Genomic DNA, 25,638 nt, shown 5'->3' with positions numbered 1-25,638 from the left:
GCTAGCCGAGTCGCCGCTGGGGCGATTATTATCGGGGACGTAGCTCAGCTGGGAGAGCGCGGGCTTTGCAAGCCTGAGGTCGTGGGTTCGATCCCCATCGTCTCCACCATGTTTATGATGCCGCGGGTACGCTCCCGCGGTTTTTTATTAGACGCGCAACGACATTCCTACATTGGTGGACTTCCTTTTTGTTGCGATGTGACGGCTCTTCTACAGCGCGCGACGATCACCTCCCAAGAGGCCGGCATGCCCGGCGGCAAGCGGGACGCCGCCCCTTATGGGGTCCCCGCCGCGAAGCTGACAGCGGCCCGGCCTGTTGGCCAGACCATGACGTGTTGGCTCCTTGGCCTTTGTGACCTCGGCGTTCTGACGCGGTTCGCGTTCGACCATGTGGTTCACCTTCCTATGGGGGCCTTCGTGGACGGAAAGCGTAGCAAACGGCACCTGCAGATGGCTCGCACGCGTCTTGCAGTTACCTTCTTGCAGGTCAGGGGTACCGCGACGGGCTGGAATTGCGTACATGGTAAGGAGATGCCTGCTAGTCTTGGCCCCATGTCCTTCTCGCCCGCGGCCATGCGCGTTGCTTTGCGGCTTGTGCGGAAGGAATTGTGCCCGCACTCCCCGCGTTGGGCAAGCTGTGTTAGAATGCTCAAACAGATGCGGGCATCGCCAAGTGGTAAGGCAATGGCTTCCCAAGCCATCATCCGCGGGTTCGAATCCCGTTGCCCGCTCCATGGATGTCAGACGGGCCCTTCGGGGCCCGTATTTGTTTGCGGTCCGGCGGCCGGTTGGCCGGGACCTTACGGGCGTCTTCCGTTGACGCCGCAAAGCCACAAGAGAAGAGGTGCGAACGTGAGCAAGGGAATGACCCGCGAGGAGTGCACGCTGGCCATAGAGGGCCTGAGCGGCCAGATTGACAAGTACGCGGAGCTGCTTGTGCGCAAGGGCCTTTGCGTGCGAGAAGGACAGGAGGTCGTGGTCCAGGCCCCCGTGGAGTGCGCTGACTTTGCCAGGCGCGTGGTGCGCCTGGCCTATCGCGAGGGCGCCGGTCACGTGACCGTGATCTGGGGCGACGACGCGATGGCGCGGCTGGAGTATGAGAACGTGCCGCTGGAGCACTTTCGCCACACGCCCACGTGGAAGGTGGAGCAGCTGAACTCGCTTGCCGAGGCGGGCGCGTGCTTCCTGTTCATAGAGGGCAGCGACCCATCCGCGCTGGACGGCATCGACCCCGCGAAGCCCGCCGCGGCGGCGCACGCGCGCAACACGGAGTGCCTCTCGTTCAGAAACGGTATGGACTTTGGCAAGAACGTCTGGTGCATCGCCGGCGCGCCCGTGGAGGCGTGGGCGCGGAAGGTCTTTCCCGACTGCGCCCCCTACGAGGCGGTCTATCGCCTGTGGCTTGCGATCCTGAAGGTCGCGCGCGCCGACGGCCTTGACCCGCAGCTTGACTGGGAGACCCACAACGCCGCGTTCGAGAAGAACAAGGGCTTCCTGAACGACATGGCCTTCGATCGCCTGCACTACACCTCGAAGAACGGCACCGACCTCACGGTTGGCCTGAACGCGAAAGGCATCTGGGAGGGTGGCGCCGGCCGCACCGTGGACGGCACCGTGTTCTTCCCGAACATCCCGACGGAGGAGGTCTTCACCACGCCGGCACGCACGCGCGTGGACGGCATCGTGTACTCCGCGATGCCCCTGGTGCACGCCGGACAGATCGTGGACGACTTCTGGCTGAGATTCGAGGGCGGCAAGGTCGTGGAGTACGACGCCGCGCGCGGGGGAGAAGTGCTGCGCCACATTATAGAGACCGACGAGAACGCCGCGTACCTTGGCGAGTGCGCGCTCATATCGAAGCGCACGCCGATAAGGCAGTCCGGCCTGCTGTTTTTTGACACCCTGTACGACGAGAACGCCAGCTGTCACCTTGCGCTGGGAACGGGCTTCCCGGAGTGCCTGGAGGGCGGCCTGGACATGGACAAGGACGCCCTGCTCGCGAGCGGCGTGAACCAGTCCGCCACGCACGTGGACTTCATGATTGGCTCCGACGACCTCAACGTCACGGGTGTGAAGGCGTCCGGCGAGGAGGTCCCCGTGTTTCGCAACGGTGCGTGGGCCTGGGAGAGCGAATAGCTGCCCGACGTGATATCATTTTCCGTACGCACACATGAGGGTCGTTAGCTCAGTTGGTAGAGCAGGGGACTTTTAATCCCAAGGTCGTGGGTTCGAGACCCACACGACCCACCACTAAAAACAAGCCCCACACCTGCGAAAACGCGGTGTGGGGCTCTTTTTGTGCCTAGCATACGGCAGCGGCCTTACAGCCGCCTATCAGGCACTTCTCGCCTAGGCGGGCCCCTGTTTCTCTACGGCGTCATGGCGTGAACTTCTTGATGCAATGGTTTGAATAGCGATGTCATGACAGCTTGTGAGATGCGGCATCGGGCGCCCACAGGGGTCATTGGCAGCGCCGCGGGCACGTTTTTGCACGTATCTTGCACCGTGGCCACGTGCGTGACAATCGTTATGGAGTTGTGTTGACATTGTTACGAACGTGTCTCGAACCAAGATTCTGGGTTGTGTGGCCCGATTTTGCCGCTAAAGTCTTTCACCAACGCAGGAAGCGCTGCAATGGATGCAGCACAACGCATGAAGGAGGGGTTTTATATGGCATTCACGCTCAACATGATCAACTCCCTCCGACGCCAGGATCGACGTTCCACGCTGCGACGCCAGCGCGCGCTCACTTCGGTCCTCGAGGCATAGTTCAACAAGCCTAAAACTGGACAGTGTAGACGCCTGGCAGAGCCGGGCGCCTTTTTTGTACCTACGCAACGGTGCAAACAACCGGGGCATGGCCCCGTGGTCATAGCTATCGAAAATTTGGCACATCACACGGAAAATCGCACATAGGAAGCAGGGGTGTTTAAGATGGCAGCAGAGAAGAACAAGGAAAAGGTCGTCCTGGCGTATTCGGGTGGTCTGGATACCTCCGTCATGGTGAAGTGGCTGCAGCTCGAGAAGAACCTCGACGTCGTCGCGATCTGCGGCAACGTTGGCCAGGACGCGCAGGACCTCACCTGGATCGAGAAGAAGGCCTTGGGCATGGGCGCCGTGTACTCCAAGGCGCTTGACATGCGCTCGGAGTACGCCGAGGACTTCCTGACGAAGGCCATCGCCGCAAACGGCATGTACGAGGACACGTATCCGCTGCTGTCCGCCCTGTCTCGTCCCCTGATCGTGAAGCACCTGGTGGACATCGCGCACGAGACCGGCGCGTCCTACATCTGCCACGGCTGCACCGGCAAGGGCAACGACCAGGTGCGCTTCGAGTCCAGCATCCACGCGCTTGATCCCGAGCTGAAGATCCTGGCGCCCGCGCGCGAGTGGGACCTTCACACCCGCGAGGACGAGATGGAGTGGGCGAAGCAGCACGGCGTGCCCGTTCCCACCACCGCGGCGAAGCCGTACTCCCTGGACGAGAACCTGTGGGGCCGCGCGATCGAGTGCGGCGCCCTTGAGGACCCGTGGAAGGAGGCTCCGGCGGACATCTACACGCTGACCGCCGACCCGATGAGCGCCCCGGACGAGCCCGAGGAGGTCGTCCTTGGATTCGAGCAGGGCAAGCCGGTCTCGCTCAACGGCAAGAAGATGGACCTGCTGAGCCTGATCATCAGCATGAACAAGATCGCGGGCAAGCACGGCTACGGCCGCCTGGACATGATCGAGGACCGCGTTGTGGGCATCAAGAGCCACGAGGTGTACGAGTGTCCCGGCTCCCTTGCGATCATCAACATGCACAAGGCGCTCGAGACCATGTGCCTGGACGGCGCGACCCTGCAGTACAAGCACATGATCGACCAGCAGTGGGCGACCACCGTCTACAACGGGCTTTGGTACTCCCAGCTCAAGCAGGCCCTGGACGCGTTCTGCGCGGACACCCAGAAGTTCGTAACCGGCCAGGTCAAGGCTAAGTTCTACAAGGGCAGCATGACTGTGACCGGCCGCAAGAGCGCGTACTCGCTGTACGACTACAGCCTGGCGACGTATGGTGAGGGTGACACCTTTGACCGCAGCGCCTCCAAGGGCTTCATCGAGCTGCACACGCTCGCCGCGACCACGTGGTCCAAGACGCAGGGACCCGCCGCGGAGTACGAGCTGCAGAAGCAGAGCGAGAACGTCCACGTGGCGTAGGGTCGCCAGGGCAGAAAAACGAGAGATTGGACAGGGATGGCACTTTGGTCAGGCCGCTTTGAGCAGGGAGTGAGCGAGTTCACGCAGGAGTTTGGCGCGTCGCTCGAGGATGACAAGAGCATGTACGCGCAAGACATCGCGGGCTCCATCGCGCACGCAAGGATGCTTGCCCGCCAAGGTGTCATCCCCCAGGAGGACGCAGAGAAGATCGAGGCCGGCCTGCTGAGGATAAGGGGCCAGATCGACGCCGGCACGTTTGCGTGGGACGTGAACGACGAGGACATCCACATGGCCGTGGAGGGCGCGCTCATTCGCGACATCGGCGCGCCCGGAGCGCGCCTGCACACCGGGCGTTCCCGCAACGACCAGGTGGCGACGGACATCAGGCTCCTGGCAAAGGACATGCTGCGCGAGCTCGCGAAAGAGAACTGCAAGCTGCGGAAGACCCTGCTTTCGGCGGCCGAGAAGAACTTCGACGTGGTGATGCCGGGCTATACGCACATGCAGCATGCCCAGCCCGTGCTCTTCTCGCATCATCTTCTGGCGTACTTCTGGATGTTCACGCGTGACCTGAAGAGGATCGAGTCTGCCTTTGAGGACGCCGATGCGAACCCGTTGGGCTCGGCCGCGCTCGCGGGCACGACGTACCCGCTGGACCGCTTCTATACCACGGAGCTTTTGGGCTTCGACCACCCCATCCCAAACTCGATGGATGCGGTATCTGATCGCGACTACCTGCTTGACCTGCTGTTTGCCTGCAGCGTGAGCATGATGCACCTCTCGCGCCTGTGCGAGGAGATTATCACGTGGTCCACCACGGAGTTTGGGTTCGTCACGCTGAGCGACGAGTACTCCACGGGGTCCTCCATCATGCCGCAGAAGAAGAACCCCGACTTTGCCGAGCTCACGCGCGGCAAGTCCGGGCGCGTGGTTGGCAACCTGGTGGCGCTCCTGGTGACGATGAAGGGGCTGCCGCTTGCGTACAACAAGGACCTGCAGGAGTGCAAGCAGGGCGCCATCGACTCAGCGAAGGCCCTGCGTGACTGCATGACCTGCATGGAGGGCATGATCGACACCTGGACCGTGCATGCGGACAGGATGCTAGAGGAGGCGAAGGCGGGCTTTACGGCCGCGACGGACGTGGCCGACTACCTTGCGAAGAAGGGCATGCCGTTCCGCCGCGCCCACGAGGTGGTGGGCGAGCTGGTGCTGTACTGCGAGAAGCACGGCAAGGGCCTGGAGGATCTGACGCTGGAGGAGTTCCAGGCAGCGAGCGACCTGTTTGAGGAGGACGTGGTGGCGGACCTGGACCCCGCGGGCATCGCTCGCGCGCGCAACACCTACGGCGGCACCGGGCACGACGCCGTCCGCGTGCAGCTGGGCGAGGCCAAGGCGCGCCTTCAGTCCGACGAGGCCATGGTGGAGGGCATGTAGCTCTTCTCGCATGGGTAAACTCGCACGTTTCTTGCATGACGGTCTTCTGAGCTTGGGCCACAGCCGGCCCAGGCTCTTTTTTGCGCGGTAGAATCTTGCGTGTAGGAGCGTAACCAACCTGTTGCCATACGGAGGGAAGCCGCATGATTGATCGCTACACTCGTCCCGAGATGGGAAACATCTTCGAGCTCGAGCACAAGTACGAGGTCTGGCAGGAGATCGAGGTCCTGGCCTGCGAGGCCCACGCGGAGCTGGGCGAGAGCGGCATCACCAAGGAGGAGGCCAAGTGGATTCGCGACCACGCGAAGTTCAACAAGGCCGAGGTGGACGAGATCGAGGCCGTGACCAACCACGACGTGATCGCGTTCCTGACGAACATGGGCTCCTACATCGACGCGGACGTGCCCGAGGGCGAGCCGAAGCCCAGCCGTTGGGTGCACTACGGCATGACCAGCTCTGACCTGGGTGACACCGCCCTGTGCTACCAGCTGTGCGAGGCGACGGACATCCTGATAGATGACTGCCGCAAGCTGGGAGAGATCTGCCGCCGCCGCGCGTTCGAGGAGAGGAACACGCTCTGCGTGGGCCGCACCCACGGCATCCACGCCGAGCCCATGACGTTTGGCATGAAGTTTGGCAGCTGGGCGTGGGAGCTCAAGCGCGACCTCGACAGGCTGAGGGACGCCCGCAAGAACGTGTCGTTTGGTGCCATCTCCGGCGCGGTGGGAACGTACAGCTCCATCGACCCGCGCGTGGAGGAATACGTCTGCAAGCACCTGGGCCTGGTGCACGACCCGCTGTCGACGCAGGTCATCAGCCGCGACCACCACGCGTATCTCGCCGGCGTGCTTGCGACGACGGCCGCCACGTGCGAGCGCATCGCGACCGAGATCAGGAACCTCCAGCGCACGGACACCCTCGAGGCCGAGGAGCCGTTCCGCAAGGGGCAGAAGGGCTCCAGCGCCATGCCGCACAAGCGCAACCCCATCACCGTCGAGAAGGTATGCGGCCTTTCTCGCGTGGTGAAGGCAAACGCGCAGGTGGCCTTCGACAACGTGGCGCTGTGGCACGAGCGCGACATCAGCCACTCGTCCGCGGAGCGCGTGGCGCAGGCGGACAGCTTCATCGCGCTGGACCACATGTTCCAGTGCCTCATCCGCATCGTGGACGGCCTGCAGCTGTACCCCGCGCAGATGATGGCCAACCTCAACAAGACCAAGGGGCTGATCTTCTCGTCCAAGGTCCTTCTGCACCTGGTGGACACCGGCATCACGCGCGAGGACGCCTACAAGATCGTGCAGGAGAACGCCATGGCCACGTGGCACGAGATCCAGCAGTGCGACCCCAACGGCACCACGTTCCGCGCGAAGCTCGAGGCCGACCCGCGCTGCAGCCACCTGACGAAGGAGGAGCTGGACAAGATCTTCGACCCGTGGAGCTTCCTCGGCCGCATCGACGTGGTGTTTGACAGGCTGGAGCAGCTGAGCTTCGACTAGCGCCTGCTGCAGGCAAATGCAAGGGAACGTCTAGGCGAGAAGACCCGCGACGCCAGCCGCGGGTCTTCCTGTGTATGGCGGCCGCGTGCAGCGTGCGCTGGGTATACTTGTTTCCGACAGAGAGGACGGGAATGTTTCACTACGACTTTGTGCCGCGCGGCGTGTGCTCGCGCGTCATCCACCTGGACCTGAGCGACGATGGGCAAACCATCGAGGGCGTGAGCTTCGAGGGCGGCTGCGAGGGCAACCTGAAGGCCGTCGGCAAGCTGGTGGAGGGCAGGCCCGTGGCGGACGTGGTGGAGCTTCTTGCGGGCAACACCTGCGGCATGCGCGGCACCTCGTGCGCGGACCAGATGACCATCGCCCTGTGCGAGGCCCAGCGCGAGCTTGCGCGGGCGCGGGACTAGTCCGGTCATGGAGAAGGGCGGCGCGAGGCACGCGCTTACCAGGCGCGGGCTGTTCAGGGCGGGCGCGGCCACGGGCGTGGCGGCGGCCGCCATTGGCGTCATGGCGGGCTGCGGGCGCAACACGAAGGACGACGAGACCGCCCCGACCGTGGTGAACGACAAGTCCGCGGACTACGTGATCGACCCGAAGACGAACGAGAGCAAGTACAAGTCCGTCGACTTCAAGAAGGAGCCCGTCGCGACGTGGACCATTCCCGTGGGCAACGTGCTGCATCCCGGCGGCGACACGTGGATTCCCGTCACGTCCGCGGGGAGCTCCGCGACGCCCATGGTGAAGGGGTCCGCGCTCGACATCACGAGCGGCACGCTTTCCGAGGTCGTGAGCAAGACCCACACGTCGCACAACACCAACATGGTGATATACGACGTGAGGTGCTCGGACAGCGTCTATGCGTGGAGCGAGCTGGACCTGCTCACGCACAAGTGGTACCTGTACGCCGCGGCGTTCTCTGGAGGCGCCCTTGCGGGGGACGTGTCCACGCTCTGGCACGCGAGCAAGGACTATGACCCGCCGCTGTTTGCCGTTGCGGGCAAGCGCGTGATCTGGCAGGTCATGCCATCGGCAACGGGCGCGAAGGCCGCGAAGAGCTCGTCTTGCTACGTGTGGTCCCTGGGGGATTCCAAGGCGCGGCGGGCCATAGAGTCCCCGGGCCGCTTTGCGACGGAGCCGGCGGTTTCCGACGGCACCGTAACGCTCACCCCCCGCGTGCGCGCGGACAAGGGCACGTACTACGGCATAACATCGTACAAGCTGAGCGACGACCTCTCCGAGCAGGTGGACCAGCTCGTGCTGCCGGCGGGCGTGAAGCCGCTCAACGCGGTGAGCATAGACGACCGCTTCGCGTTCTCCATCGAGGCGAGCTACGACTCCGGCGGCCTGCTGGGGACGATGGGCTCCTACATCGGCAAGCCGGAGGGGCCGTTCGTGGCGCTGTCCCGCGAGCCGTTCGCCCCGATCTGCGGCAAGGACGGCACCTACATCGTGAAGAGCCGCGCGTCGTACTTCGTGATCGACACGGACAAGAGGAAGTACTCCGTGCTTGCGGCGCAGAACCGCTGCGTGGACTACGGGGAGTATCCGGCCTGCGTGGGCTACACGTCGCGGTTCGTGACCTTCTCGACCATCAAGAACCAGGACACCGGCTACCCCGAATCAGTGTCTATCCGAATATTTTCTCTCTAGTTCCCGCTTTTAGGGGCTTCGTTCTGGGGTATCATTACTCTGAATCACAAAAAAGGCGCACAATGCACATAACAGCCCCTGAGCAGTAAATGGAGGAGGCCATCCATGGCTTCGGACGAGAAACGCATCCTATTGGTCGAGGACGAGAAGACCATTCGCGACGCCGTCGCGGCATACCTTGAGCGCGAGAACTACATCGTACGTGGCGTAGGCGACGGCCAAAGCGCCCTGGAGGAGTTCGAGAAGCACTCCTTCGACCTCATCATTCTGGACCTCATGCTCCCGAAGCTCTCTGGCGAGCGCGTCTGCCGCGCCATCAGGGAGACCTCTAACGTCCCCATCATCATGCTGACCGCGAAGGGCGAGGTCGAGGACCGCATCATCGGCCTGGAGCTTGGCGCCGACGACTACCTGATCAAGCCCTTCTCGCCCCGCGAGCTCGTGGCCCGCGTTCGCGCGCTGCTACGCCGCGCGCATGCGGAGAGCGAGCCCCAGCTTGAGGTGCTGGACTTTGGTGACCTCGTCATCGACATCTCTGGCCACAAGGTCATGGTCGAGGGCAAGGAGGTCGACCTCACCGCGTCAGAGTTCAAGCTGCTCACGACCCTCGCACGCTACCCGGGCCGCGTCTATACGCGCATGGAGCTGGTCGAGAAGGTCCTGGGCTACGACTTCGAGGGATACGAGCGCACGATAGACTCCCACGTGAAGAACCTTCGCGCGAAGCTGGGCGACGACCCCCGCAACCCGCGCTGGCTCTATACGGTGCACGGCGTTGGCTACCGCTTCGAGGCACCGCAGAAGCCGGAGAAGAAGAGTGCGGAATAGCGCCGCAGACAGGTAAGCGACAGACGTGGCAGACATAGACGCAACCAGGTCATACGACGAGCGTGAGGACGCAGGCGAGAAGAGCGAGAGCGCGAAGGCCGAGTACTCGACCTTGAGGCGCGCGCCGCGCGTTGCCAACCCGACGACGTCCTTCACGGGTCGCATGGCCTTCTTCTCGGCGCTGACCGCCGTGATGACGGCGGCCATACTCTCCATCGTGCTGGCGGTGGTGTGGGAGCAGCAGTTCCAGGGCTACACCAGGCAGAACATGCAGCGCCTTGCCCAGCAGACCGCCGACACCCTTGGAACGCAGTACGACAAGGGCGGGGACCGCTGGACCTCGAGCGTCATCGAGTACGCGAAGACGAGCGTGTCCGCGTACCCGGACATAAGCATGCAGATACTGGACGCCAACGACGCCCTGGTGTACGACGAGACCGCGGCAAACCGCGCCGCCTCTGGCAAGATGTCGCACGACTCGAAGCAGAACCCCGTGCCGTCCTCGGCAAACGACATCGTATCGGCCGAGGTGACCGACAGCACGGGCAAGAAGGTCGGCACCGTTCGGCTTTGGGCGTTTGGGTCCGAGGCCCTCATCACGAAGTCAGATGCGGCCTTCAGGCAGAACTCGTACACCGCGATCCTGATGGCCGCGGCTGTCGCCATATTCCTGGCAAGCATCATTGGCTACTACACGTCGCGCGCCCTGACGCGACCGATCAAGAAGATAACCGCGACCGCGACGCAGATCAGGAACGGCGACCTGACGGCCCGCACAGGGCTGAAGGGCACGGACGAGATAGGCCAGCTGGGCGAGACGTTTGACGGCATGGCGACGGAGCTCGAGCGCGACATCAAGTTCGAGCATCGCCTGACGAGCGACGTCGCGCATGAGCTGCGCACGCCGCTCATGGCAATGCAGGCTACGGTCGAGGCCATGCAGGACGGGGTGCTGCCGGCGGACGACGAGCACTTCGAGACGGTCGCGAGCGAGGTGAGACGCCTTTCTCGCCTGGTCGACGCGATGCTGCACCTTTCCCGCGTTGAGAACAACGAGAAGTTCAAGACCGAGAAGACCGACATGGTCTTCGTGCTGAAGAGCCTGGTGACGATGCAGCAGCAGCTGTTTGCCGACTGCGACCTGCGGCTGCGCTTTGACGACAAGACGCCGAACCACGAGCTCTTTGCGGACGTGAACCCCGACCTCATTCGCGAGGCAATCACGAACCTCATGTCAAACGCGATGCGCTACACGCCCGCGGGCGGCTGGGTCGTGGTGAGCATTGGCTACGAGGGTCGCAGCTACATGCAGATATCCGTTAGGGACACGGGCATCGGCATCGCGAAGGAGGACATTCCGAGGGTGTTCTCGCGCTTCTGGCGCTCAGACGCAAGCCGCGAGCGGGTCTCTGGCGGGCTGGGCGTGGGCCTCGCGCTCACGAAGGAGATTGTCGACAAGCACAATGGCAGCATCTCCGTGGAGTCCGAGCTTGGGAAGGGCACGACGTTCACGCTGCACATCCCGCTCGAGCACAAGGCGGGAAGCCCTTCTCGCGAGGAGTAGCCCCAGCGGAATAGTCCCAGCGCCGCGCTCGCCGGCCCGCTGCGAATGACGCACGGGCCGGTTTAAATTGCGTGACGCATCGCGGCGCGCCTGAGCCTGAAATGGCTAATCCATTACAATGGATGCGCTATGCACGTGTGTTAACTGGACCTCGATGAGGGGAGACACCTAATGGGAGCCATGGAGCTTCGTCCGGATTCTCACGGCAAGGTTCGCGACATTTACGACTGCGGCGACAGCCTGCTCATGGTCGCGAGCGACCGCATCAGCGCGTTCGACTACATCCTGCCCGACGAGATTCCGTACAAGGGAGAGATTCTCTCCCGCATCTCGGCCTTCTGGTTCAACAGGTTCAAGGACCTGATGCCCAACCACCTGATCACGATGGACGTGAGCGAGTATCCGGAGGAGTACCAGAAGTACGGCGAGTACCTCACGGGTCGCTCCATGCTCGTGAAGAAGGCCAAGACCGTTCCCATCGAGTGCATCGTCCGCGGCTACCTCACCGGCTCTGGAAAGAAGACGTACGACCAGGACGGCACCGTCTGCGGCATCAAGCTGCCCGCCGGCCTGACCGAGGCGTCCAAGATTCCCGAGCCGATCTTCACCCCGTCCACCAAGGCCGCGCTTGGCGACCACGACGAGAACATCAGCTTCGAGCGTTGCGCCGAGCTCGTGGGCGAGGACGTCGCGACCCAGCTGCGCGACGAGTCCCTGAAGCTGTATACCGCGGCGGCGGAGTATGCCCTGACGCGCGGCATCATCATCGCGGACACCAAGTTCGAGTTCGGCTTCATCGACGGCAAGCTGACGCTGATTGACGAGGCACTCACGCCCGACTCGAGCCGCTTCTGGCCCGCGGACGGCTACGAGCCCGGAAAGGTGCAGCCCAGCTATGACAAGCAGTACGTGCGCGACTGGCTGAAGGCGAACTGGGACATGACCGGCGAGCCGCCCCACCTGCCCGAAGAGGTCGTCAAGGGTACCTCGGAGCGCTATCAGGAGGCCTTCGAGATCATCACTGGCGAGAAGTTCACCCCCATGAAGGAGTCAAATGTCTCTGCGTGAAACCATTAACGCGGCCAAGAGGGAGGCGCAGGAGGCAAACGCGCCCCTCGCCAAGAAGGAAGAGAAGGCCGCAGCCGACGAGGAGGAGCGCTCGGGCTTCTCGAAGCGCTCCGTCTCTCGTGCAAAGCCCGCGCGCGAGGCCGCATCGGGCGTGCGCGTCGTAGGCGCTTCCGGCGGTGCGGGAAAGTCCGCTGCCTCGGGCAAGGCCCCGGTCCAGATGACGAAGGACGAGAAGAAGCGCGCGCGCCGCGAGCGCCGCGACGAGGCCGACCGCCGCGCGTCCGCCTCGCAGATCGTGCTGAAGCAGATCCCGGGGTACAAGAGGTCCCAGCGCGTCTGGTGGGGGCTGCTTGGCACGGGCTTCGTGTGCACAATCATCTCGTGGCTGCTGCCGAACCTCTTCCCCCAGCAGGTGAACGAGGGAACGACCCCCATGGGCGTTGCGGTGTTCATCATGCTGGTCGCGGCGTACGCCCTCATCATCTCGGCGTTCGTGTACGACTGGCGCGTCGTGCGCCCCATGAGGAAGAAAGCCGAGTCCACCACGGGTGCCATGACCAACAAGAAGGTCACGAAGGTGCTCCGCGGCGAGGCGAACGAGATCGCCCGCGAGCAGGCCGCCCGCGACGAGGCCAAGGCCGCGCGCCGTGCTAAGCGCTCTGGAAGGCACGAGCAGCACAAGTAAAACTCTCGGCCCCACATCGTCCAGAAGATGATAGAATGGTCGAGCACGGCCCCGTAGCTCAGGGGATAGAGCACAGGTTTCCTAAACCTGGTGTCGTTGGTTCGAATCCGACCGGGGTCACCATGAAATGTGAGGTCAGCGGCTTAGGTCGCTGGCCTTTTTCGTTAGCGCGGCAATGCCGGCCAGGTGCGATGGCTGCGCGTCTCGGTGGCATGCGCCTTTTGACCGGCCGTTGCCGCGCGAGGCTCTGGTGGGTCGCTGCCCGACGCCTCCACATGTGCCCACAGAAAAGCCCGCGGGCGAGAAGAACGGCTCTTCTCGCCCGCGGGCGTCTTCCTATGTTTGGTGCGCTAGGCCTCTATTGGCCTCCGGTTGGTTTGGTCGTCGTGCCGGTGGCGCCATTGTTGGTCGTCGTGCTGTCCGTGTTGGTGTTGGCGCCGCTGGTTGTGGGGTCGGGACCGTTGGAGATCACGAGGGTGATCGTGGCTCCGCTCTTGGCGCTCGTTGCCGACTGCGAGACGACGGTACCCTGTGCGACGCTGGAGCTGTATTGGTAAGTGAGGTTGTACTTGAAGCCCTCGGCCTCCAACGCGCCCTTGGCGTCGTCTGCCGTGGACCCCACGACGTTGGGCACTGAGACCGTCTTCGGGCCGTTGGAGACGTAGATCGTGACCGTGGTGCCCTTGTCGGCGCTGCCGGTGGGGGACTGGTCGTACACGTAGCCCTTCTGGACGGTGTCGCTGTTGCCGTAGCTGACGTTGACCTCGAAACCGGCACCCTTGAGCGCGGACGTCGCGGAGTCCGCGTCCTGGCCCACAACGCTGGGCACGTCCACGGACTCCTTGCCCTTGGACAGCTGGTAGGTGATGGTGTCTCCGGCCTTGGCCTCGGAGCCGCCCACCGGAGACTGCTTTGCGACCATGCCAACCGAGACGTTCTCGTCGTACACGGAGTCGCCGGCCTGCCCCACAAGGCCAACCTTCGCGAGCGCCTTGTCGGCCTGCGAGGGGCTCATGCCCGTGAGGTCGGGGACCTTCACCGTGGCGGCGGGCTCCTTGCCCTTGGAGATTACCAGGTTGATCTTCGTGCCCTTTGCCACCATACGGCCGGAATCGGGGTCCTGGTCCATGACCACGCCCTTCTCGACCGTGCTGGAGTACTGCTCCTTGACGGAGCCCTTCTTGAAGAACTCGGACTCGTCGATCGCCTTCAGGGCGTCCGCCTCCGTCATGCTGAGGTAGTTTGGCACCTCGCGCTTCTGGTTGCTGGGGTTCACGAGCGTGTAGATGCCTACGATCGCCGCGATGAGGGCGATGACGCCGAGTATCGAGAAGAGCACGACGCGCCGCTTGTGCTTCTTCATGGCGGCGTCGGCCTCTTGCTGGGCCTTCTGCGTTGCGGTCTGCGGCTTGATGTGCTCGGCGGTGTCGATGCGCGGCAGGCTCTGGGTGCTGGACGCGGCGATGGGCGCGATCGCGGGCACCACGGGGTTTGCCGGCAGCACCTCGGTAGCGTTGTTGACGGCCGCGAGGCGTCCCGCAAGGTAGTCGCGCAGGACGTGGTACAGCTCGTCCGCGGTCTGGAAGCGGTCCTTCGGGTCCTTCTGCATGCACTTGAGGATGATGCTCTCGAGCGCGGAGTCCACGGCGGGGTTCACGGCCGTCGGCGGCACCGGCTGCTCGTTCACCTGCTTGAGCGCGACGGAGATGGCGTCGTCGCCGTCGAAGGGGACGCGACCGGTCGCGGCCTCGTACATGACGATGCCGAGCGAGTAGATGTCGGTCGTGGGGCCAAGCTCCTTGCCCTGCGTCTGCTCGGGCGATACGTAGTGGGCGGTGCCCAGGACGGAGTTGTCCGTGGTCAGGTGGCTGTTCTTGGCGCGGGCGATGCCGAAGTCCATCACCTTGATGTTGCCGTCCGGCTGCACCATGATGTTCTGCGGCTTGATGTCGCGGTGGATGATGTCGTGGCGGTGCGCGACGGAGAGCGCCTGCGCAATCTGGCTGCCGATCTGGGCGACCTTCTTGCTGTCAAGCGCGCCGTGCTTGCGGATGCCGCTCTTGAGATCGGTGCCGCGCAGGTACTCCATGACGATGTAGTAGGTGTCGCCGTCCTTGCCCCAGTCGTACACGGACACGATGTAGGGGCTCTGCAGTGCGGCGGCCGCCTGGGCCTCCTGCTTGAAGCGTGCCGCGAAGGAGGGGTCGGCGGCGTACTGGGGTAGCATCGTCTTGATGGCTACGGTTCGTCCCAGCACCTCGTCCAGACCGCGGTAGACAATCGCCATGCCGCCGGTGCCGATTCTGTCCTGTACGGTATAGCGCCCCCCAAGAACTCTTTCTGCCATCGTCACTCCGTCTCATCCTCAAAAGCCGCGCGCTCGTGCGGCATTCAACATACTAATCTACCCGCTCGCCATCGCGTCGTTGTGTGGGAACTCGATACTATACGCCGGCTCCCATCGCCTGTACGCGCAGGCACGTGGCAAGCACCTTACCTGCAACTCCCGCGGCGACGCCTACCATCCTCTCGCCCTCGGATCCCTCGATGCAGACCGAAATCGCCACCGTGGGCTGGTCGTAGGGGGCGAATCCCACGAACAGGGAGTTTGCCGTGTTGGAGCTCACCTCTGCGGTGCCGGTCTTGCCCGCGACCTTCACGCCGGGGACCTGGGCGCCCATGCCGGTGCCGTCGTTCACGACGTCCAGCATCGCCTCCCCGATCTGCTGCGCCGTCTGGGCGGACACCGCCTGTCCCAGCGACTTGGGCTTCGTGGTAGAGCTGGTCGCGCCCTCGGGGGTGAGGATGTGGTCGACCACGTAGGGGTTCATGACGACGCCCTTGTTCGCGATCGCGGCCGCGACGACGGCGTTCTGCATGACCGTGGTCTGCGGTCCCGCGGGGCTGGAGTGCTGGCCCACGGGCTGGCCGACGGCCGACCACGCGGTCTCCCACTCGGTCATCTGCGAGGGGTCCGGCATGAGCGAGGCCACGGTGGAGAAGTCCTGGCCAAGCTTCTGGCCATACCCGAACGCGTCGGAGTAGCTCACGAGCTTGCTTGCGCCCACCTGCTGGCCCAGCTGGCCAAACACCGTGTTGACGGAATAGGTGAGAGCCTCCTTGAGGGAGAGCGAGCTCCACGCCTCGCCATCGATGTTCGTGACCTTTGCACCGCCGATCTCTATCGACGCGGGAGCGCGGTAGGTGCTGTCGAGCGTCGCCACGCCAGAGTCGAGCGCCGCAGAAAGGCTCACGATCTTGAACGTGGAGCCCGGCGTGTACAGCGTCTGCGTCGCGCGGTCCACCAGGCTGGCGTTGTTGCCGGACATGGCCGAGCCGATGTCGTTGTAGTCGAACGACGGGTTGGAGGCCTTCGCGAGCACCGCGCCGGTGGTGGGGTTCAGCACCACGATGGCGCCGCGGTGACCGTGGAGCGCCTGCTCGGCGGCCTTCTGCATCTGCGAGTTGATGGTGAGCACCACGGACGACCCCGGAGTCTCGATGCCGGCCATCGCGTTGATGGCGCTTGACCAGGTTGAGTAGTCCGAGTGGCCCGTGAGCGTCTGGTTCATGGTGGCCTCGACGCCGCTTGCCCCGTACTGTGACGAGAGGTAGCCCACGGTGTGCGTGGCGACGTTTCCCTGCGGGTACGTGCGCACATACGTGCCGTCGGGCTGCTTGACGGACTCTGCGAGCGTCGCGCCGTCCGCCGCGATGATCGCGCCGCGCTGGACCTTCGCGCTCTTGGCGATGGTGTGGTTGTTGTTGGGAAGCGTCTGGTAGTAGTCGGCCTTGAAGACCTGGATGTAGGTGAGGTTGGCCACCAGCAGGGCAAACATCATCGTGAACACGGTCACGAGCGACACGAGCCTGTTGCCGAGGGCCACGCGGCCCAGGACGCCGGACTCCGGGGTGTCAAGCCCACGGCGGGCGCGTGCATGGGCGCCGTGCACCACGGAGGCCATGGCCTTCTCGACCTGCGTCTGAGAGCCCACGCTTCCGGAGCCCTGCTCTATCAGGGCCTCGCGGCCCGTCCCCTCGTCGCCGGCCTTCAGCAGAAGCCCGACGATGATGAAGCTGGCCAGAAGCGAGCTGCCGCCCTGGCTCATGAACGGGAGCGTGACGCCCGTGAGCGGCAGCAGCTTGGTCACGCCGCCCACGATGAGAAACGCCTGCACCGCGATGGCTGCGGTGAGGCCAACCGCGGTGAACGCGGAGATGTCGGACTTTGCGCGCGCGGCAGTGGCCAGCCCGCGCACGGCGAGCAGCATGTAGCAGATGAGCACGGCGGACGCGCCGAGGAGGCCCATCTCTTCTCCGATGGCCGAGAAGATGAAGTCTGACTCGACGACGGGGATGAGCTTGGGAAGCCCCTTGCCGATGCCGGAGCCCACGAGGCCGCCGTCCGCGAGCGAGTACAGCGACTGCACGATCTGCAGGCCCTTGCCGGACGGGTCCTTGAACGGGTTCATCCAGATCTGGACGCGCGTCTGCACGTGGCCGAAGAAGTGGTAGCAGAACACGCCGCCGATGGCCAAAAGCAGGATGGACACGAGGACGTACCCCACGCGCCCGGTGCAGACGTACAGCATGATCACGAAGAACGTGAAGAAGAGAAGTGCGCTGCCCAGGTCGCGCTCGAACACAACGACCAGAAGGGACATGCCCCACATGAGCATCATGGGCGCGAGCATGCGCGGGCGCGGCAGGTCGAGCGGGCCGACCTTGACGGCGGACGCCGAGAGCATCTCGCGGTTCTCTGCGAGGTAGGCTGCGAGGAACAGGACGATGAGGATCTTCGCGAGCTCGCCGGGCTGGAACGAGAGCGGCCCCAGGACAATCCAGAGCTTGGAGCCGCCGCGCGACGTGCCGATGAGCATGGGCAGGAGCAGCAGCGCGACGCCGACGATGCCCATGGTGAACTTGTACTGCGCCAGGGCCTCGATGCTGGGCACGAGCACCAGCACGGCGATCATGGCCGCGACGGAAAGGAAGAGCCAGGTGACCTGTCCTATGGCGAGCGAGGGCGCGAGCCTCGTCACGAACGCGATGCCGATGCCAGAGAGCAGGAAGACAAGCGGAAGGATGGCCGGGTCGGCCTCTGGAGCAAAGCGGCGCGTTGCGAAGTGCGCGACGCCGAACGCCGCGAACAGCCCGATGGGCACCGCGAGCGACGAGAAGCTCAGCGCGACCTTTGCGTTGAGCAGATACATTGCATACAGAAGGATGACGGGGATGGCCGCCGCAATGAGCAGGCCAAGCTCAGTGTTCCTGCGGGTGTTGATTGCCCTTGGCATCGTGACTACTCACCTCCGGACGTGGACGAGGCGTCCGACTGCGACGAGTCGCTGGTGTCCTGGTCCGAATCCGACTTTGCCTTTGCCTTGTCTGCCGTGATCGCCGCATCGGTCTTGTCCGTGTCGATCTGGTCGCGGTAGCTTTCGACCGTGTCGAGCGCCGCCTGCTCAGAATCGACGGCGACGCCTTTCCTCAGGCTTTGCTGGATGGCCGCGGGCAGGTCGCTCACCTGCACGGACGAGGTGTCTACCAGGTGGCTCAGGCGGATGCCGAGCACGCTTTGGTTCACGCCGGAGTAGATGCCGACGGTGCCGTTGTTGTTGCCCAGGTACCACGAGCTGCGCACGTACAGCGCCAGCGCCCCGGTGACCAGGGCGAGAAGGACTACGAAGGCCAGCAGGCCACCAAACATCCAGCGCCTGCGATACGTGCGCCTGGCCTCAGAGGAGCCGTCGTCGAGGACGTCCACCACGATGACGGTGACGTTGTCGTGCCCGCCGCCCGCGAGGGCCGCGGAAACAAGGTTGTCCGCTGCGGTCTGGGGGTCGACGCACGAGACGGCGATGTCCTCTATCTCGGAGTCCTCTACCATGGAGGAAAGCCCGTCCGAACAGATGATGATGCGGTCCCCCGTCGCGACCTCGAGCGTGAAGTGGTCGGCGTACATGTCGGGGTCGTTGCCGAGCGCCCTGGTGATGATGGAGCGCGAGGGGTGGACCCTCGCCTCGTCCGCGGTGATTTCGCCGGCGTCCACCAGCTCCTCGACGTACGAGTGGTCGTGCGTGAGGCGCACGAGCGCTCCTGCGTGGAGGAGGTAGATGCGCGAGTCGCCAACGTGGGCGATGGCGACCTTGTTCTTCTCGACGAGTATGCACGATGCGGTGCAGCCCATGCCAGGCTTGCCCTTGCCGGTCTTGGCGCCCTCGATCACCTTGGCGTTCGCTGTCTCGACGGCGGCGCCGAGAAGGACGTCGTCCGCGTGGAGCGGGGCGTTAGCGGCGATGGTCTCGACGGCGATGGAGCTGGCGACCTCGCCGGCCGCATGCCCGCCCATGCCGTCGCACACGGCGAACACGGGCGCCTGCACGAGGAACGAGTCCTCGTTGTGGCTGCGCACCAGGCCGATGTCCGTGCGCGCACCCCAGGCCAGCATGCCGCTGGCACCCTTTCTGGAGTCCGTGCCCTCGCGGTTCTCGACGGGTATGACGTCGTGGCCGGGGCTTGCGACGGGCTTCTTGGCGCCGTGCCCGGCGATCCTTGTGTATAGGCTCTCCCTGTGGAGGGGGAGCGGCAACGGCTTCAGCTTCATCGGCGGCTCACATGCATGATGACGTCGCCCACCTGGACCTCGTCGCCGTCGCGAAGCGTGACGGGCGTGTCTCCGATGGGGTGGCCGTTCACGAGCGTGCCGTTCTTGGAGCCAAGGTCCTCGAGCACGAGCGCCGGGCCCTGCAGCGTGAAGCGTGCGTGCGTGGCCGAGACGAACGGCTCGTTGATGACGATGTCCGAGGACGGGGAGCGGCCTATGACCACGGGGCCCAGAATGTCCACGTGGAGGCCGCGGAGCGCACGCGAGCCCTTCTCGACGTCGACGGACCAGATGGCCGCGTCGCGACGCTGGCCGCGCACGAGGCCGATGCCCGTCTTCATGACCGCGAAGAGGAACGCGTACAACAGGACGACGAGGACGATCCTGCCGATGAACAGAACGAGGTCGATCATCATGACTGGTTCTCCCTGAACTCAAGGTTCACCAAACCAAGCGTGATGAGGTCGCCGTCCGCAAGGGCGCACGAGCTGACCTCGGCATCGTTCACCATGGTGCCGTTGGTGGAGTTGAGGTCCGTTATGTGCCACGTGCGGCCGTCGAACGAGAGCTCGGCGTGGTGGCGCGACACGTTGGGGTCGTGCAGGACGATGCCGTGCGGCGTGCGCTCGCGGCCGATGACCGTGGTGGGCGCGATGCCGGTGTACGTGCGGCCGGTCTGGTGGTTGACGAGCAGGCAGGTGGGCACGTCCGCGGCGGCCTCCTGCGCGCTGGAAAGGTTGCGGTCGCGGCTGACCAGGGGGACGTTGCGGCGCTGCGTCTGCGGCACGGGGATGGCCTCATCCTGCCGCTGCGCGGCGGCCGGGATGTCGTCCGGCTGGACGAAGTCCGTGGGGATGACCTTGAGGCCAGCGGACGCGTCCGCGACGGGCTCGACGACGGGGGCAAACTCCTCGTGCAGGAGGCCGTCCACGATGTCGCGGTTGATGGGCGCGGGCTCCGGAACGGAAGGCGCCGCCGCGGGCTCCGGCGGCAGGACCTCGATGGCGGGCTCTGCGGGCGCGCGGTGCGGGGACCGTGCGCGGCGCGGCTTGCGCTCCGCCGCGGGCGGCTCGGGACGGAGCTGACCCGCGGCGCCGCCAAGGCCGACGGAGCTTGAGAGGAAGGCGTCCTCCTCCGCGCGCAGCCTGGAGAGCGTGCCGGCGTCGACGTTTTCCGCGAACACGGCGAACTTGCCGCTGCGAAGCGACGGGTCGATCATGAAGCGCGCGAGCGGCTTGCCCACGAAGATGTACCCCTTGCTCTGGGCCTGAGCCTCCACGAACGCGACGATCTCTGCGGTGAGCTGCGCATACAGGGGGCGCATCGCAGCGTCGTCCGCGGCCGAGACCAGGATGGTATACAGCGCGGGCGCAGTGTTTATGCCGTCGATCTCGAACGTCTCGTTCTCCATCTCGCGCGTGGCGCGCTTTGCGAGCTTCTTGAAAGAAAACGGCGCGGTGTAACCCTGGGGCGCGGCGCCAAACGCGTCGCCCACGCGGGTCTCGAACGTCTTAAGCAAGTTCATCTATTTCCTCAACCTCCCCGCCCGCGTCGAGCGGGCCCCTTAGGTTGGTGGCAATGCACACAAACACACATAAGAGTATCGCAACGGCGACGTCTGCAAACTTAGGGCTGGTCCATATACCGCCATTCTCCACTCGCGCCGCCATGAACTGCGACGTTATAAGAATCGCGGTACCAACGACCTGACCTGCGACACCGCTGACAACGGAGCTCCTGAGCCTGCCGGAGCGGTACAGGAGCGAGGCGACAAGGGCCCCCAGACAGCTGCCAGCCAAAAGCAGCCAGGTGCCAGGTTGCGCGAGCCTGGCCACGAGCGCCGCGCCCACGGCGTCCGCGCCAAAGCCGGCCTGCCGCGCCGCGCCAAAGGCAAGCTGCCATACGAAGCCCACCCCCGCGGTCGCAGCGGCACGCGCGGGCGCAAGGCAGAACGCCGCGAGCGCCGCCCCGCCAAACGGCTGGCCAAGGGCGCAGGGGAGAAGAACGGCGCACGTGGACAGGCGCTCGCTCGTGCCGACGGGAATCCACCACGCCAGGAACGCCATGACGCAGGCAAGCGGCAGCAGGATGGACGCGGCGGTGGCCCCGACGCCGAAGAGCGAGAACGCGAACGCCGCCAGCGCGAGCGCCGAGCCCGCCGGCGGCCACGCGGCCCCGACGCCGGCCGCAGCCACTGCCGCGGCGCCCGCGCTCCGCGCGAGCGACGACGCCGTGAGCGCCACGTACACCGCCCAGGCGGAAAGAGCCGCGGCCCCGGCGCGCGCCGCTACGCTGCCGAGCCAGGGGTAGCGATAGGCAACGGGCAGCGCCTCTGGCTTGAACTCGTCTGCCCTGAGCGCCACGTCCTTCTCGTCCTGCGACATGAGCTCCCTTATGGACTCCGCGCCAAGGTCGGGGTCTCCCAGGCCAAACACAAGCTCGTTCGCGAAGGCCTCCGCGGAGGGGGTGCGCTGCGTGGGATTGGGGTCGAGCGCCTGCATGATGACCTCCTCGGCCATGCCCGCAAGCGTCGGGTCCATCTTGGACAGCGCCACCTTGGGCCCACGCTCGATCTTGCGCAGCGACTCCTCGGCCGTCTTCGCCGCAAAGGGGTTCTGGCCGGTCAGTGCCTGCCAGACCACGACGGCGAGCGAGAAGATGTCCGCGCGCTCGTCCACCAGGTCGCCCTCGATCTGCTCCGGCGGCATGTAGCCAACGGTGCCGCCGCGCGCGCCGCCGTAGCCGGCCGCAGAGGCCAGCATCGCCATGCCAAAGTCGCAGAGCTTTATGGCGCCCGAGTGCTCGATCATGATGTTCGTGGGCTTGATGTCCAGGTGCAGCACGCGGTTCTCGTGCGCGAAGGACAGGGCGCTCGCGACGGATTGCACCAGGTAGGCGCACTCGTCGTTTGTGAGCGTGCCGCCTTCGACGCGCGCGAGGAAGTCCGCGAGCGTGAGTCCGTCCACGTACTCCATCACGAGGTACGCGTACGCGCGGTCCACCTCGAAGTCGTACATGGTGACGATGTTGGGGTGCGCCAGCATGCTTGCCGTACGGGCCTCCGCGAGAGCCTCGCTTATGGTCGAGGTCGCCGCGCCGCCCGGCTGGCCCATAAGGGGAATCCGCTTGATGGCGACCCTGCGCTGCAGCCGCGTGTCCCAGCAGGTGAGGACGGTGCCAAAGCCGCCCGCCTCGCCGGGCTTCATGACCCGGTAGCGGCCCAGCAGAAGCGCCTGCCTGGGCTGAGGCTGGGCGGTGCCCGTCTGATGTTGCAAGAAGTCCTGGTCCCCCACGACGCCATCCTTGTCCGTTTGAGTTGCATGTGCTGGCGCGATGAAGTGTCACGGCACGAACATTGTACTGTCGAGAAGGGCGTGTCTGCCACGACGCAACCCATTTCAGCATATGAAAGGTGTGAACGTGATGTGGCGACTCCCGCCGCGGCGAAACTCTTCAAAATTACCCATTGCCAAACGATGGTGGATGGTATTAGAATGCTGACTCACGCGGGCGTGGCGGAATTGGCAGACGCGTACGGTTCAGGTCCGTATGAGAGCAATCTCATGAAGGTTCAAGTCCTTTCGCCCGCACCATTGCATGCGAGGCCCCACCAGTCGGATTGGCTGGTGGGGCTTTTTGCTTATGCGTACGTCGCTCGCCAACAAGAGGGCCCCGCGGCCAACGTGGCTGTGGGACCCCTAACCTGCGGCTCTTCTCGTCGTTCTGTCTTATGGAGCTAGTTGTTGTCGTCCTCGAAGCTGCTCCAGCCGCTCTCGTCGTCATCGTCGTCGAAGAGGTCCCAGTCCTCGGGGGACTTCTCGTGGTTCTTGTATATCTTCCGCGTCTTGCGCTCCAGCACGACGGAGACGATCAGGAAGAAGATGATTCCGCCGACGATAAGGCAGAGCACGCCCGCTGGCTTGTTGAACAGCCAGTCGAAGAAGGTGCCGATCTGACCCATGAGGTGACCTTTCTATCTTGGTGAACAACTCAGGCTAAAAAGCGAGATTCAGAACAACAAGTATATACTTGAACGGCTGTACGTAGGCCTGTCCCGACAGGTCGCTTGTTACCGATACAAAGGGGAAACGAGATGCTCGACATCAAGTTCGTACGCGAAAATCCTGACGCAGTGGACAAGTCGTGTGCGTCCAGGCAAAACGCGCACTGGGATAGGGAGAGGTTCTTCGAGCTCGACGAGGAGAGGCGCTCCGTGATCGCAGAGGTCGAGAGCCTCCAGGCAGAGCGTAACGCCGCCTCCAAGGAGATCGGTCTGCTCATGCGCGACGGCAAGAAGGACGAGGCCGAGGCCGCGAAGGCGAAGGTCACCGCAAACAAGCAAAGGATCGCCGATCTTAACGAGAAGCGCACCGACGTGGAGAAGCAGCTGTTTGACCTGGTGGCGGCCATCCCCAACATCCCGCACGAGAGCGTTCCCTACGGCGTCGACGATTCCGACAACCCGGAGGTTCGCAAGTGGGGCGAGCCGACGCACTTCGACTTCGAGCCCAAGGCGCACTGGGACCTTGGCCCCAGCACCGGCATGATCGACTTCGAGCGCGGCATCAAGCTTGCGGGCACCAGGTTCTACCTGCTTGGCGGCGCCGGAGCCCTCATGGAGCGTGCGCTCATCAACTTCTTTATCGACACACACGTGAAGGCCGGCTTCAAGGAGTGGTGGCCCCCCGTCATAACCAACTATGACAGCCTGTTTGGCACCGGCCAGCTCCCCAAGTTCGACGACGACCTCTATCACGTCTCGGGCGGCATGTACCTCATCCCGACCGCGGAGGTCATGCTGACCAACATCCATCGCGGCGAGGTCCTCGACGGCTCCCAGCTACCACTGTGGTACACGGCGTTCACCCCGTGCTTCCGCGAGGAGGCCGGCTCCGCCGGTCGCGACACGCGCGGCATCATCCGCGTGCACGAGTTCGACAAGGTCGAGATGGTCAAGTTCGCGAAGCCCGAGGACTCCATGAACCAGCTCGAGTCCATGGTCGCCGAGGCGGAGAGGTGCCTGCAGCTGCTTGGCCTCCCGTACCACGTCGTGACGCTCTGCACCGGCGACATCGGCTTCAGCGCCACCAAGTGCTACGACCTCGAGGTCTGGCTGCCGAGCTACAACAACTACAAGGAGATCTCCTCCTGCTCCAACTGCTGGGACTTCCAGGCGCGCCGTGCGAACATCAAGTACAAGGACCCGTCCGAGTTCAAGGGGTCCCGCTACGTCCACACGCTGAACGGCTCGGGCCTCGCCGTCGGACGCACCATGGCCGCCATCATGGAGAACTACCAGAACGCCGACGGCTCGATCACGGTCCCCGAGGTTCTTCGCCCCTACATGCGCGACATGGAGGTCATCAAGCCTCTCGCGTAGCCGCGACCACACGCACGGCTTGCTTTTCCCAGGCGGGCGCTCATCCGGGCGTTCGCCTTTCTTCTTGAAATAGTTACGAACAACAGTTCTATTTTTCAATCGGACGTAGTATACTCGTTCCAACGAAATCGTCGGGGAGGGAGAAGAGATGAAGGATGTTCTCGTGGGATCTGTCGGCACCAACGTCCTTTCGGTGCACGCGGCCGGAGAGTCCAGGACCGTGGACGTGGTCATGAGTGATAACGGCGTGGAGGTGTGGGAGGAGACATTCGGTCCCACCACCATGTCTGTTCATGGAGTCCCCAGCCACATAAACAGGGTCGTGCTCGATGCTTCCGCAGCAAACGAGGCGATGTCGCTGTTTGGAAACCGCGACGGCGAGCCGGCGGAGGTTTTTGGCGAGTTCTTCAAGACGGGGGAGAGAACCACGCTCGACCTTATGGATTGGCTCGACTGGAGTGCCATTCCCTACAAGGCCGTGTCATCCGTCGACGGGTTCTTCTTATAAGAAAAGAGGCCCCTTTCGGGGCCTCGCAAGTTCTGGTGCGGCGTATAGGATTCGAACCTATGACGTTCTGATTCGTAGTCAGACCCTCTATCCAGCTGAGGTAACGCCGCCTGTGCAAGAGCCCCTTCCGGGGCTCCCGGATAATCTGGTGCGGCGTATAGGATTCGAACCTATGACGTTCTGATTCGTAGTCAGACCCTCTATCCAGCTGAGGTAACGCC

General features: G+C 64.3%; 19 protein-coding genes and 6 tRNA genes. 17 read left to right on the top strand and 8 right to left on the bottom strand.

The window, feature by feature from the left end:
• The first annotated feature begins 33 nt into the window (after positions 1-33).
• From HF885_RS04830 to HF885_RS04765, 14 genes are all read left to right on the top strand, one after another.
• Positions 34-109, top strand: a tRNA-Ala gene (locus tag HF885_RS04830).
• A 550-nt stretch (positions 110-659) separates the two neighbouring features.
• Positions 660-734 (top strand) — tRNA-Gly (locus HF885_RS04825).
• A gap of 118 nt (positions 735-852) precedes the next feature.
• Positions 853-2,136, top strand: a complete 1,284-nt coding sequence (locus HF885_RS04820) for an aminopeptidase (RefSeq protein ID WP_170103810.1) — start codon at positions 853-855, stop codon at positions 2,134-2,136.
• A gap of 38 nt (positions 2,137-2,174) precedes the next feature.
• Positions 2,175-2,250: transfer RNA gene (locus tag HF885_RS04815), tRNA-Lys, on the top strand.
• A 684-nt stretch (positions 2,251-2,934) separates the two neighbouring features.
• On the top strand, positions 2,935-4,197 hold the full coding sequence (locus HF885_RS04810) for an argininosuccinate synthase (protein WP_170103809.1): 1,263 nt from the start codon (positions 2,935-2,937) through the stop codon (positions 4,195-4,197).
• Positions 4,198-4,233: 36 nt separating this feature from the next.
• Positions 4,234-5,631 (top strand): argininosuccinate lyase, encoded by a 1,398-nt coding sequence (argH, locus tag HF885_RS04805; protein WP_170103808.1) that lies wholly within the window; start codon positions 4,234-4,236, stop codon positions 5,629-5,631.
• 143 nt (positions 5,632-5,774) lie between these two features.
• Positions 5,775-7,127, top strand: coding sequence for an adenylosuccinate lyase (purB, locus tag HF885_RS04800; protein ID WP_170103807.1), 1,353 nt, complete (start codon positions 5,775-5,777; stop codon positions 7,125-7,127).
• Positions 7,128-7,258: 131 nt separating this feature from the next.
• Positions 7,259-7,534: a TIGR03905 family TSCPD domain-containing protein gene (locus HF885_RS04795; RefSeq protein WP_170103806.1), complete on the top strand. Its 276-nt coding sequence runs from the start codon at positions 7,259-7,261 to the stop codon at positions 7,532-7,534.
• Positions 7,535-7,541: 7 nt separating this feature from the next.
• Positions 7,542-8,777, top strand: coding sequence for a Tat pathway signal protein (locus HF885_RS04790; RefSeq protein WP_170103805.1), 1,236 nt, complete (start codon positions 7,542-7,544; stop codon positions 8,775-8,777).
• Positions 8,778-8,882: 105 nt separating this feature from the next.
• The gene (locus tag HF885_RS04785; protein WP_090847058.1) at positions 8,883-9,605 is read left to right on the top strand and encodes a response regulator transcription factor; all 723 of its coding nucleotides are present in this window, start codon (positions 8,883-8,885) and stop codon (positions 9,603-9,605) included.
• Between the two features lie 25 nt (positions 9,606-9,630).
• Positions 9,631-11,169, top strand: coding sequence for a sensor histidine kinase (locus tag HF885_RS04780; RefSeq protein ID WP_170103804.1), 1,539 nt, complete (start codon positions 9,631-9,633; stop codon positions 11,167-11,169).
• A gap of 171 nt (positions 11,170-11,340) precedes the next feature.
• Positions 11,341-12,237, top strand: a complete 897-nt coding sequence (locus HF885_RS04775; protein WP_206109809.1) for a phosphoribosylaminoimidazolesuccinocarboxamide synthase — start codon at positions 11,341-11,343, stop codon at positions 12,235-12,237.
• Positions 12,224-12,922, top strand: a complete 699-nt coding sequence (locus tag HF885_RS04770) for a hypothetical protein (RefSeq protein WP_170103803.1) — start codon at positions 12,224-12,226, stop codon at positions 12,920-12,922. Before HF885_RS04775 ends, HF885_RS04770 begins: the two co-directional genes overlap by 14 nt.
• Before the next feature lie 47 nt (positions 12,923-12,969).
• A tRNA-Arg gene (locus HF885_RS04765) sits at positions 12,970-13,045 on the top strand.
• Positions 13,046-13,280: 235 nt separating this feature from the next.
• Here the strand turns inward: HF885_RS04765 and pknB are convergent.
• From pknB to HF885_RS04735, 6 genes are all read right to left on the bottom strand, one after another.
• Positions 13,281-15,269, bottom strand: coding sequence for a Stk1 family PASTA domain-containing Ser/Thr kinase (gene pknB, locus HF885_RS04760; RefSeq protein ID WP_170103802.1), 1,989 nt, complete (start codon positions 15,267-15,269; stop codon positions 13,281-13,283).
• A 97-nt stretch (positions 15,270-15,366) separates the two neighbouring features.
• Complete coding sequence (locus tag HF885_RS04755) at positions 15,367-18,219, bottom strand: FtsW/RodA/SpoVE family cell cycle protein (protein WP_170103801.1); 2,853 nt, start codon at positions 18,217-18,219, stop codon at positions 15,367-15,369.
• Positions 18,220-18,224: 5 nt separating this feature from the next.
• Positions 18,225-19,529 carry a Stp1/IreP family PP2C-type Ser/Thr phosphatase gene (locus tag HF885_RS04750; protein WP_170103800.1) on the bottom strand — a complete coding sequence of 435 codons (1,305 nt, stop codon included), beginning with the start codon at positions 19,527-19,529 and terminating at the stop codon, positions 18,225-18,227.
• The gene (locus HF885_RS04745) at positions 19,526-19,942 is read right to left on the bottom strand and encodes an FHA domain-containing protein (protein ID WP_170103948.1); all 417 of its coding nucleotides are present in this window, start codon (positions 19,940-19,942) and stop codon (positions 19,526-19,528) included. The genes HF885_RS04750 and HF885_RS04745 overlap by 4 nt, the downstream gene beginning before the upstream one ends.
• Entirely contained in the window at positions 19,942-21,054 is a 1,113-nt protein-coding gene (locus HF885_RS04740; protein ID WP_170103799.1) for an FhaA domain-containing protein, read from the bottom strand. The genes HF885_RS04745 and HF885_RS04740 overlap by 1 nt, the downstream gene beginning before the upstream one ends.
• Entirely contained in the window at positions 21,041-22,822 is a 1,782-nt protein-coding gene (locus tag HF885_RS04735; RefSeq protein WP_328804329.1) for a serine/threonine-protein kinase, read from the bottom strand. Before HF885_RS04735 ends, HF885_RS04740 begins: the two co-directional genes overlap by 14 nt.
• Before the next feature lie 213 nt (positions 22,823-23,035).
• Between HF885_RS04735 and HF885_RS04730 the strand changes: the two genes are divergently transcribed.
• Positions 23,036-23,122, top strand: a tRNA-Leu gene (locus tag HF885_RS04730).
• A gap of 143 nt (positions 23,123-23,265) precedes the next feature.
• Here HF885_RS04730 and HF885_RS04725 read toward each other — a convergent pair.
• Entirely contained in the window at positions 23,266-23,490 is a 225-nt protein-coding gene (locus HF885_RS04725; RefSeq protein WP_090847084.1) for a DUF6724 family protein, read from the bottom strand.
• A 132-nt stretch (positions 23,491-23,622) separates the two neighbouring features.
• On the opposite strand from HF885_RS04725, the gene serS reads away from it, so the two are divergent.
• Both serS and HF885_RS04715 read left to right on the top strand, forming a co-directional pair.
• On the top strand, positions 23,623-24,909 hold the full coding sequence (gene serS, locus HF885_RS04720) for a serine--tRNA ligase (RefSeq protein ID WP_170103798.1): 1,287 nt from the start codon (positions 23,623-23,625) through the stop codon (positions 24,907-24,909).
• Positions 24,910-25,057: 148 nt separating this feature from the next.
• Positions 25,058-25,417 (top strand): hypothetical protein, encoded by a 360-nt coding sequence (locus HF885_RS04715; RefSeq protein ID WP_170103797.1) that lies wholly within the window; start codon positions 25,058-25,060, stop codon positions 25,415-25,417.
• A gap of 33 nt (positions 25,418-25,450) precedes the next feature.
• On the opposite strand, the gene HF885_RS04710 is transcribed toward HF885_RS04715, so the two are convergent.
• Positions 25,451-25,527 (bottom strand) — tRNA-Arg (locus HF885_RS04710).
• Between the last annotated feature and the right edge of the window lie 111 nt (positions 25,528-25,638).

Source organism: Parafannyhessea umbonata (assembly GCF_012844235.1).
GTDB lineage: Bacteria > Actinomycetota > Coriobacteriia > Coriobacteriales > Atopobiaceae > Parafannyhessea.
This window is presented reverse-complemented; position numbering and strand designations above follow the sequence as displayed.

Bases quoted from the DNA above. Each gene is read 5' to 3' on its own strand.
- HF885_RS04810 (WP_170103809.1), top strand. From the start codon at position 2,935: ATGGCAGCAGAGAAGAACAAGGAAAAGGTCGTCCTGGCGTATTCGGGT.
- argH (WP_170103808.1), top strand. From the start codon at position 4,234: ATGGCACTTTGGTCAGGCCGCTTTGAGCAGGGAGTGAGCGAGTTCACG.
- purB (WP_170103807.1), top strand. From the start codon at position 5,775: ATGATTGATCGCTACACTCGTCCCGAGATGGGAAACATCTTCGAGCTC.
- HF885_RS04795 (WP_170103806.1), top strand. From the start codon at position 7,259: ATGTTTCACTACGACTTTGTGCCGCGCGGCGTGTGCTCGCGCGTCATC.
- HF885_RS04790 (WP_170103805.1), top strand. From the start codon at position 7,542: ATGGAGAAGGGCGGCGCGAGGCACGCGCTTACCAGGCGCGGGCTGTTC.
- HF885_RS04785 (WP_090847058.1), top strand. From the start codon at position 8,883: ATGGCTTCGGACGAGAAACGCATCCTATTGGTCGAGGACGAGAAGACC.
- HF885_RS04775 (WP_206109809.1), top strand. From the start codon at position 11,341: ATGGGAGCCATGGAGCTTCGTCCGGATTCTCACGGCAAGGTTCGCGAC.
- HF885_RS04770 (WP_170103803.1), top strand. From the start codon at position 12,224: ATGTCTCTGCGTGAAACCATTAACGCGGCCAAGAGGGAGGCGCAGGAG.
- pknB (WP_170103802.1), bottom strand. From the start codon at position 15,269: ATGGCAGAAAGAGTTCTTGGGGGGCGCTATACCGTACAGGACAGAATC.
- HF885_RS04755 (WP_170103801.1), bottom strand. From the start codon at position 18,219: ATGCCAAGGGCAATCAACACCCGCAGGAACACTGAGCTTGGCCTGCTC.
- HF885_RS04750 (WP_170103800.1), bottom strand. From the start codon at position 19,529: ATGAAGCTGAAGCCGTTGCCGCTCCCCCTCCACAGGGAGAGCCTATAC.
- HF885_RS04745 (WP_170103948.1), bottom strand. From the start codon at position 19,942: ATGATCGACCTCGTTCTGTTCATCGGCAGGATCGTCCTCGTCGTCCTG.
- HF885_RS04740 (WP_170103799.1), bottom strand. From the start codon at position 21,054: ATGAACTTGCTTAAGACGTTCGAGACCCGCGTGGGCGACGCGTTTGGC.
- HF885_RS04725 (WP_090847084.1), bottom strand. From the start codon at position 23,490: ATGGGTCAGATCGGCACCTTCTTCGACTGGCTGTTCAACAAGCCAGCG.
- serS (WP_170103798.1), top strand. From the start codon at position 23,623: ATGCTCGACATCAAGTTCGTACGCGAAAATCCTGACGCAGTGGACAAG.
- HF885_RS04715 (WP_170103797.1), top strand. From the start codon at position 25,058: ATGAAGGATGTTCTCGTGGGATCTGTCGGCACCAACGTCCTTTCGGTG.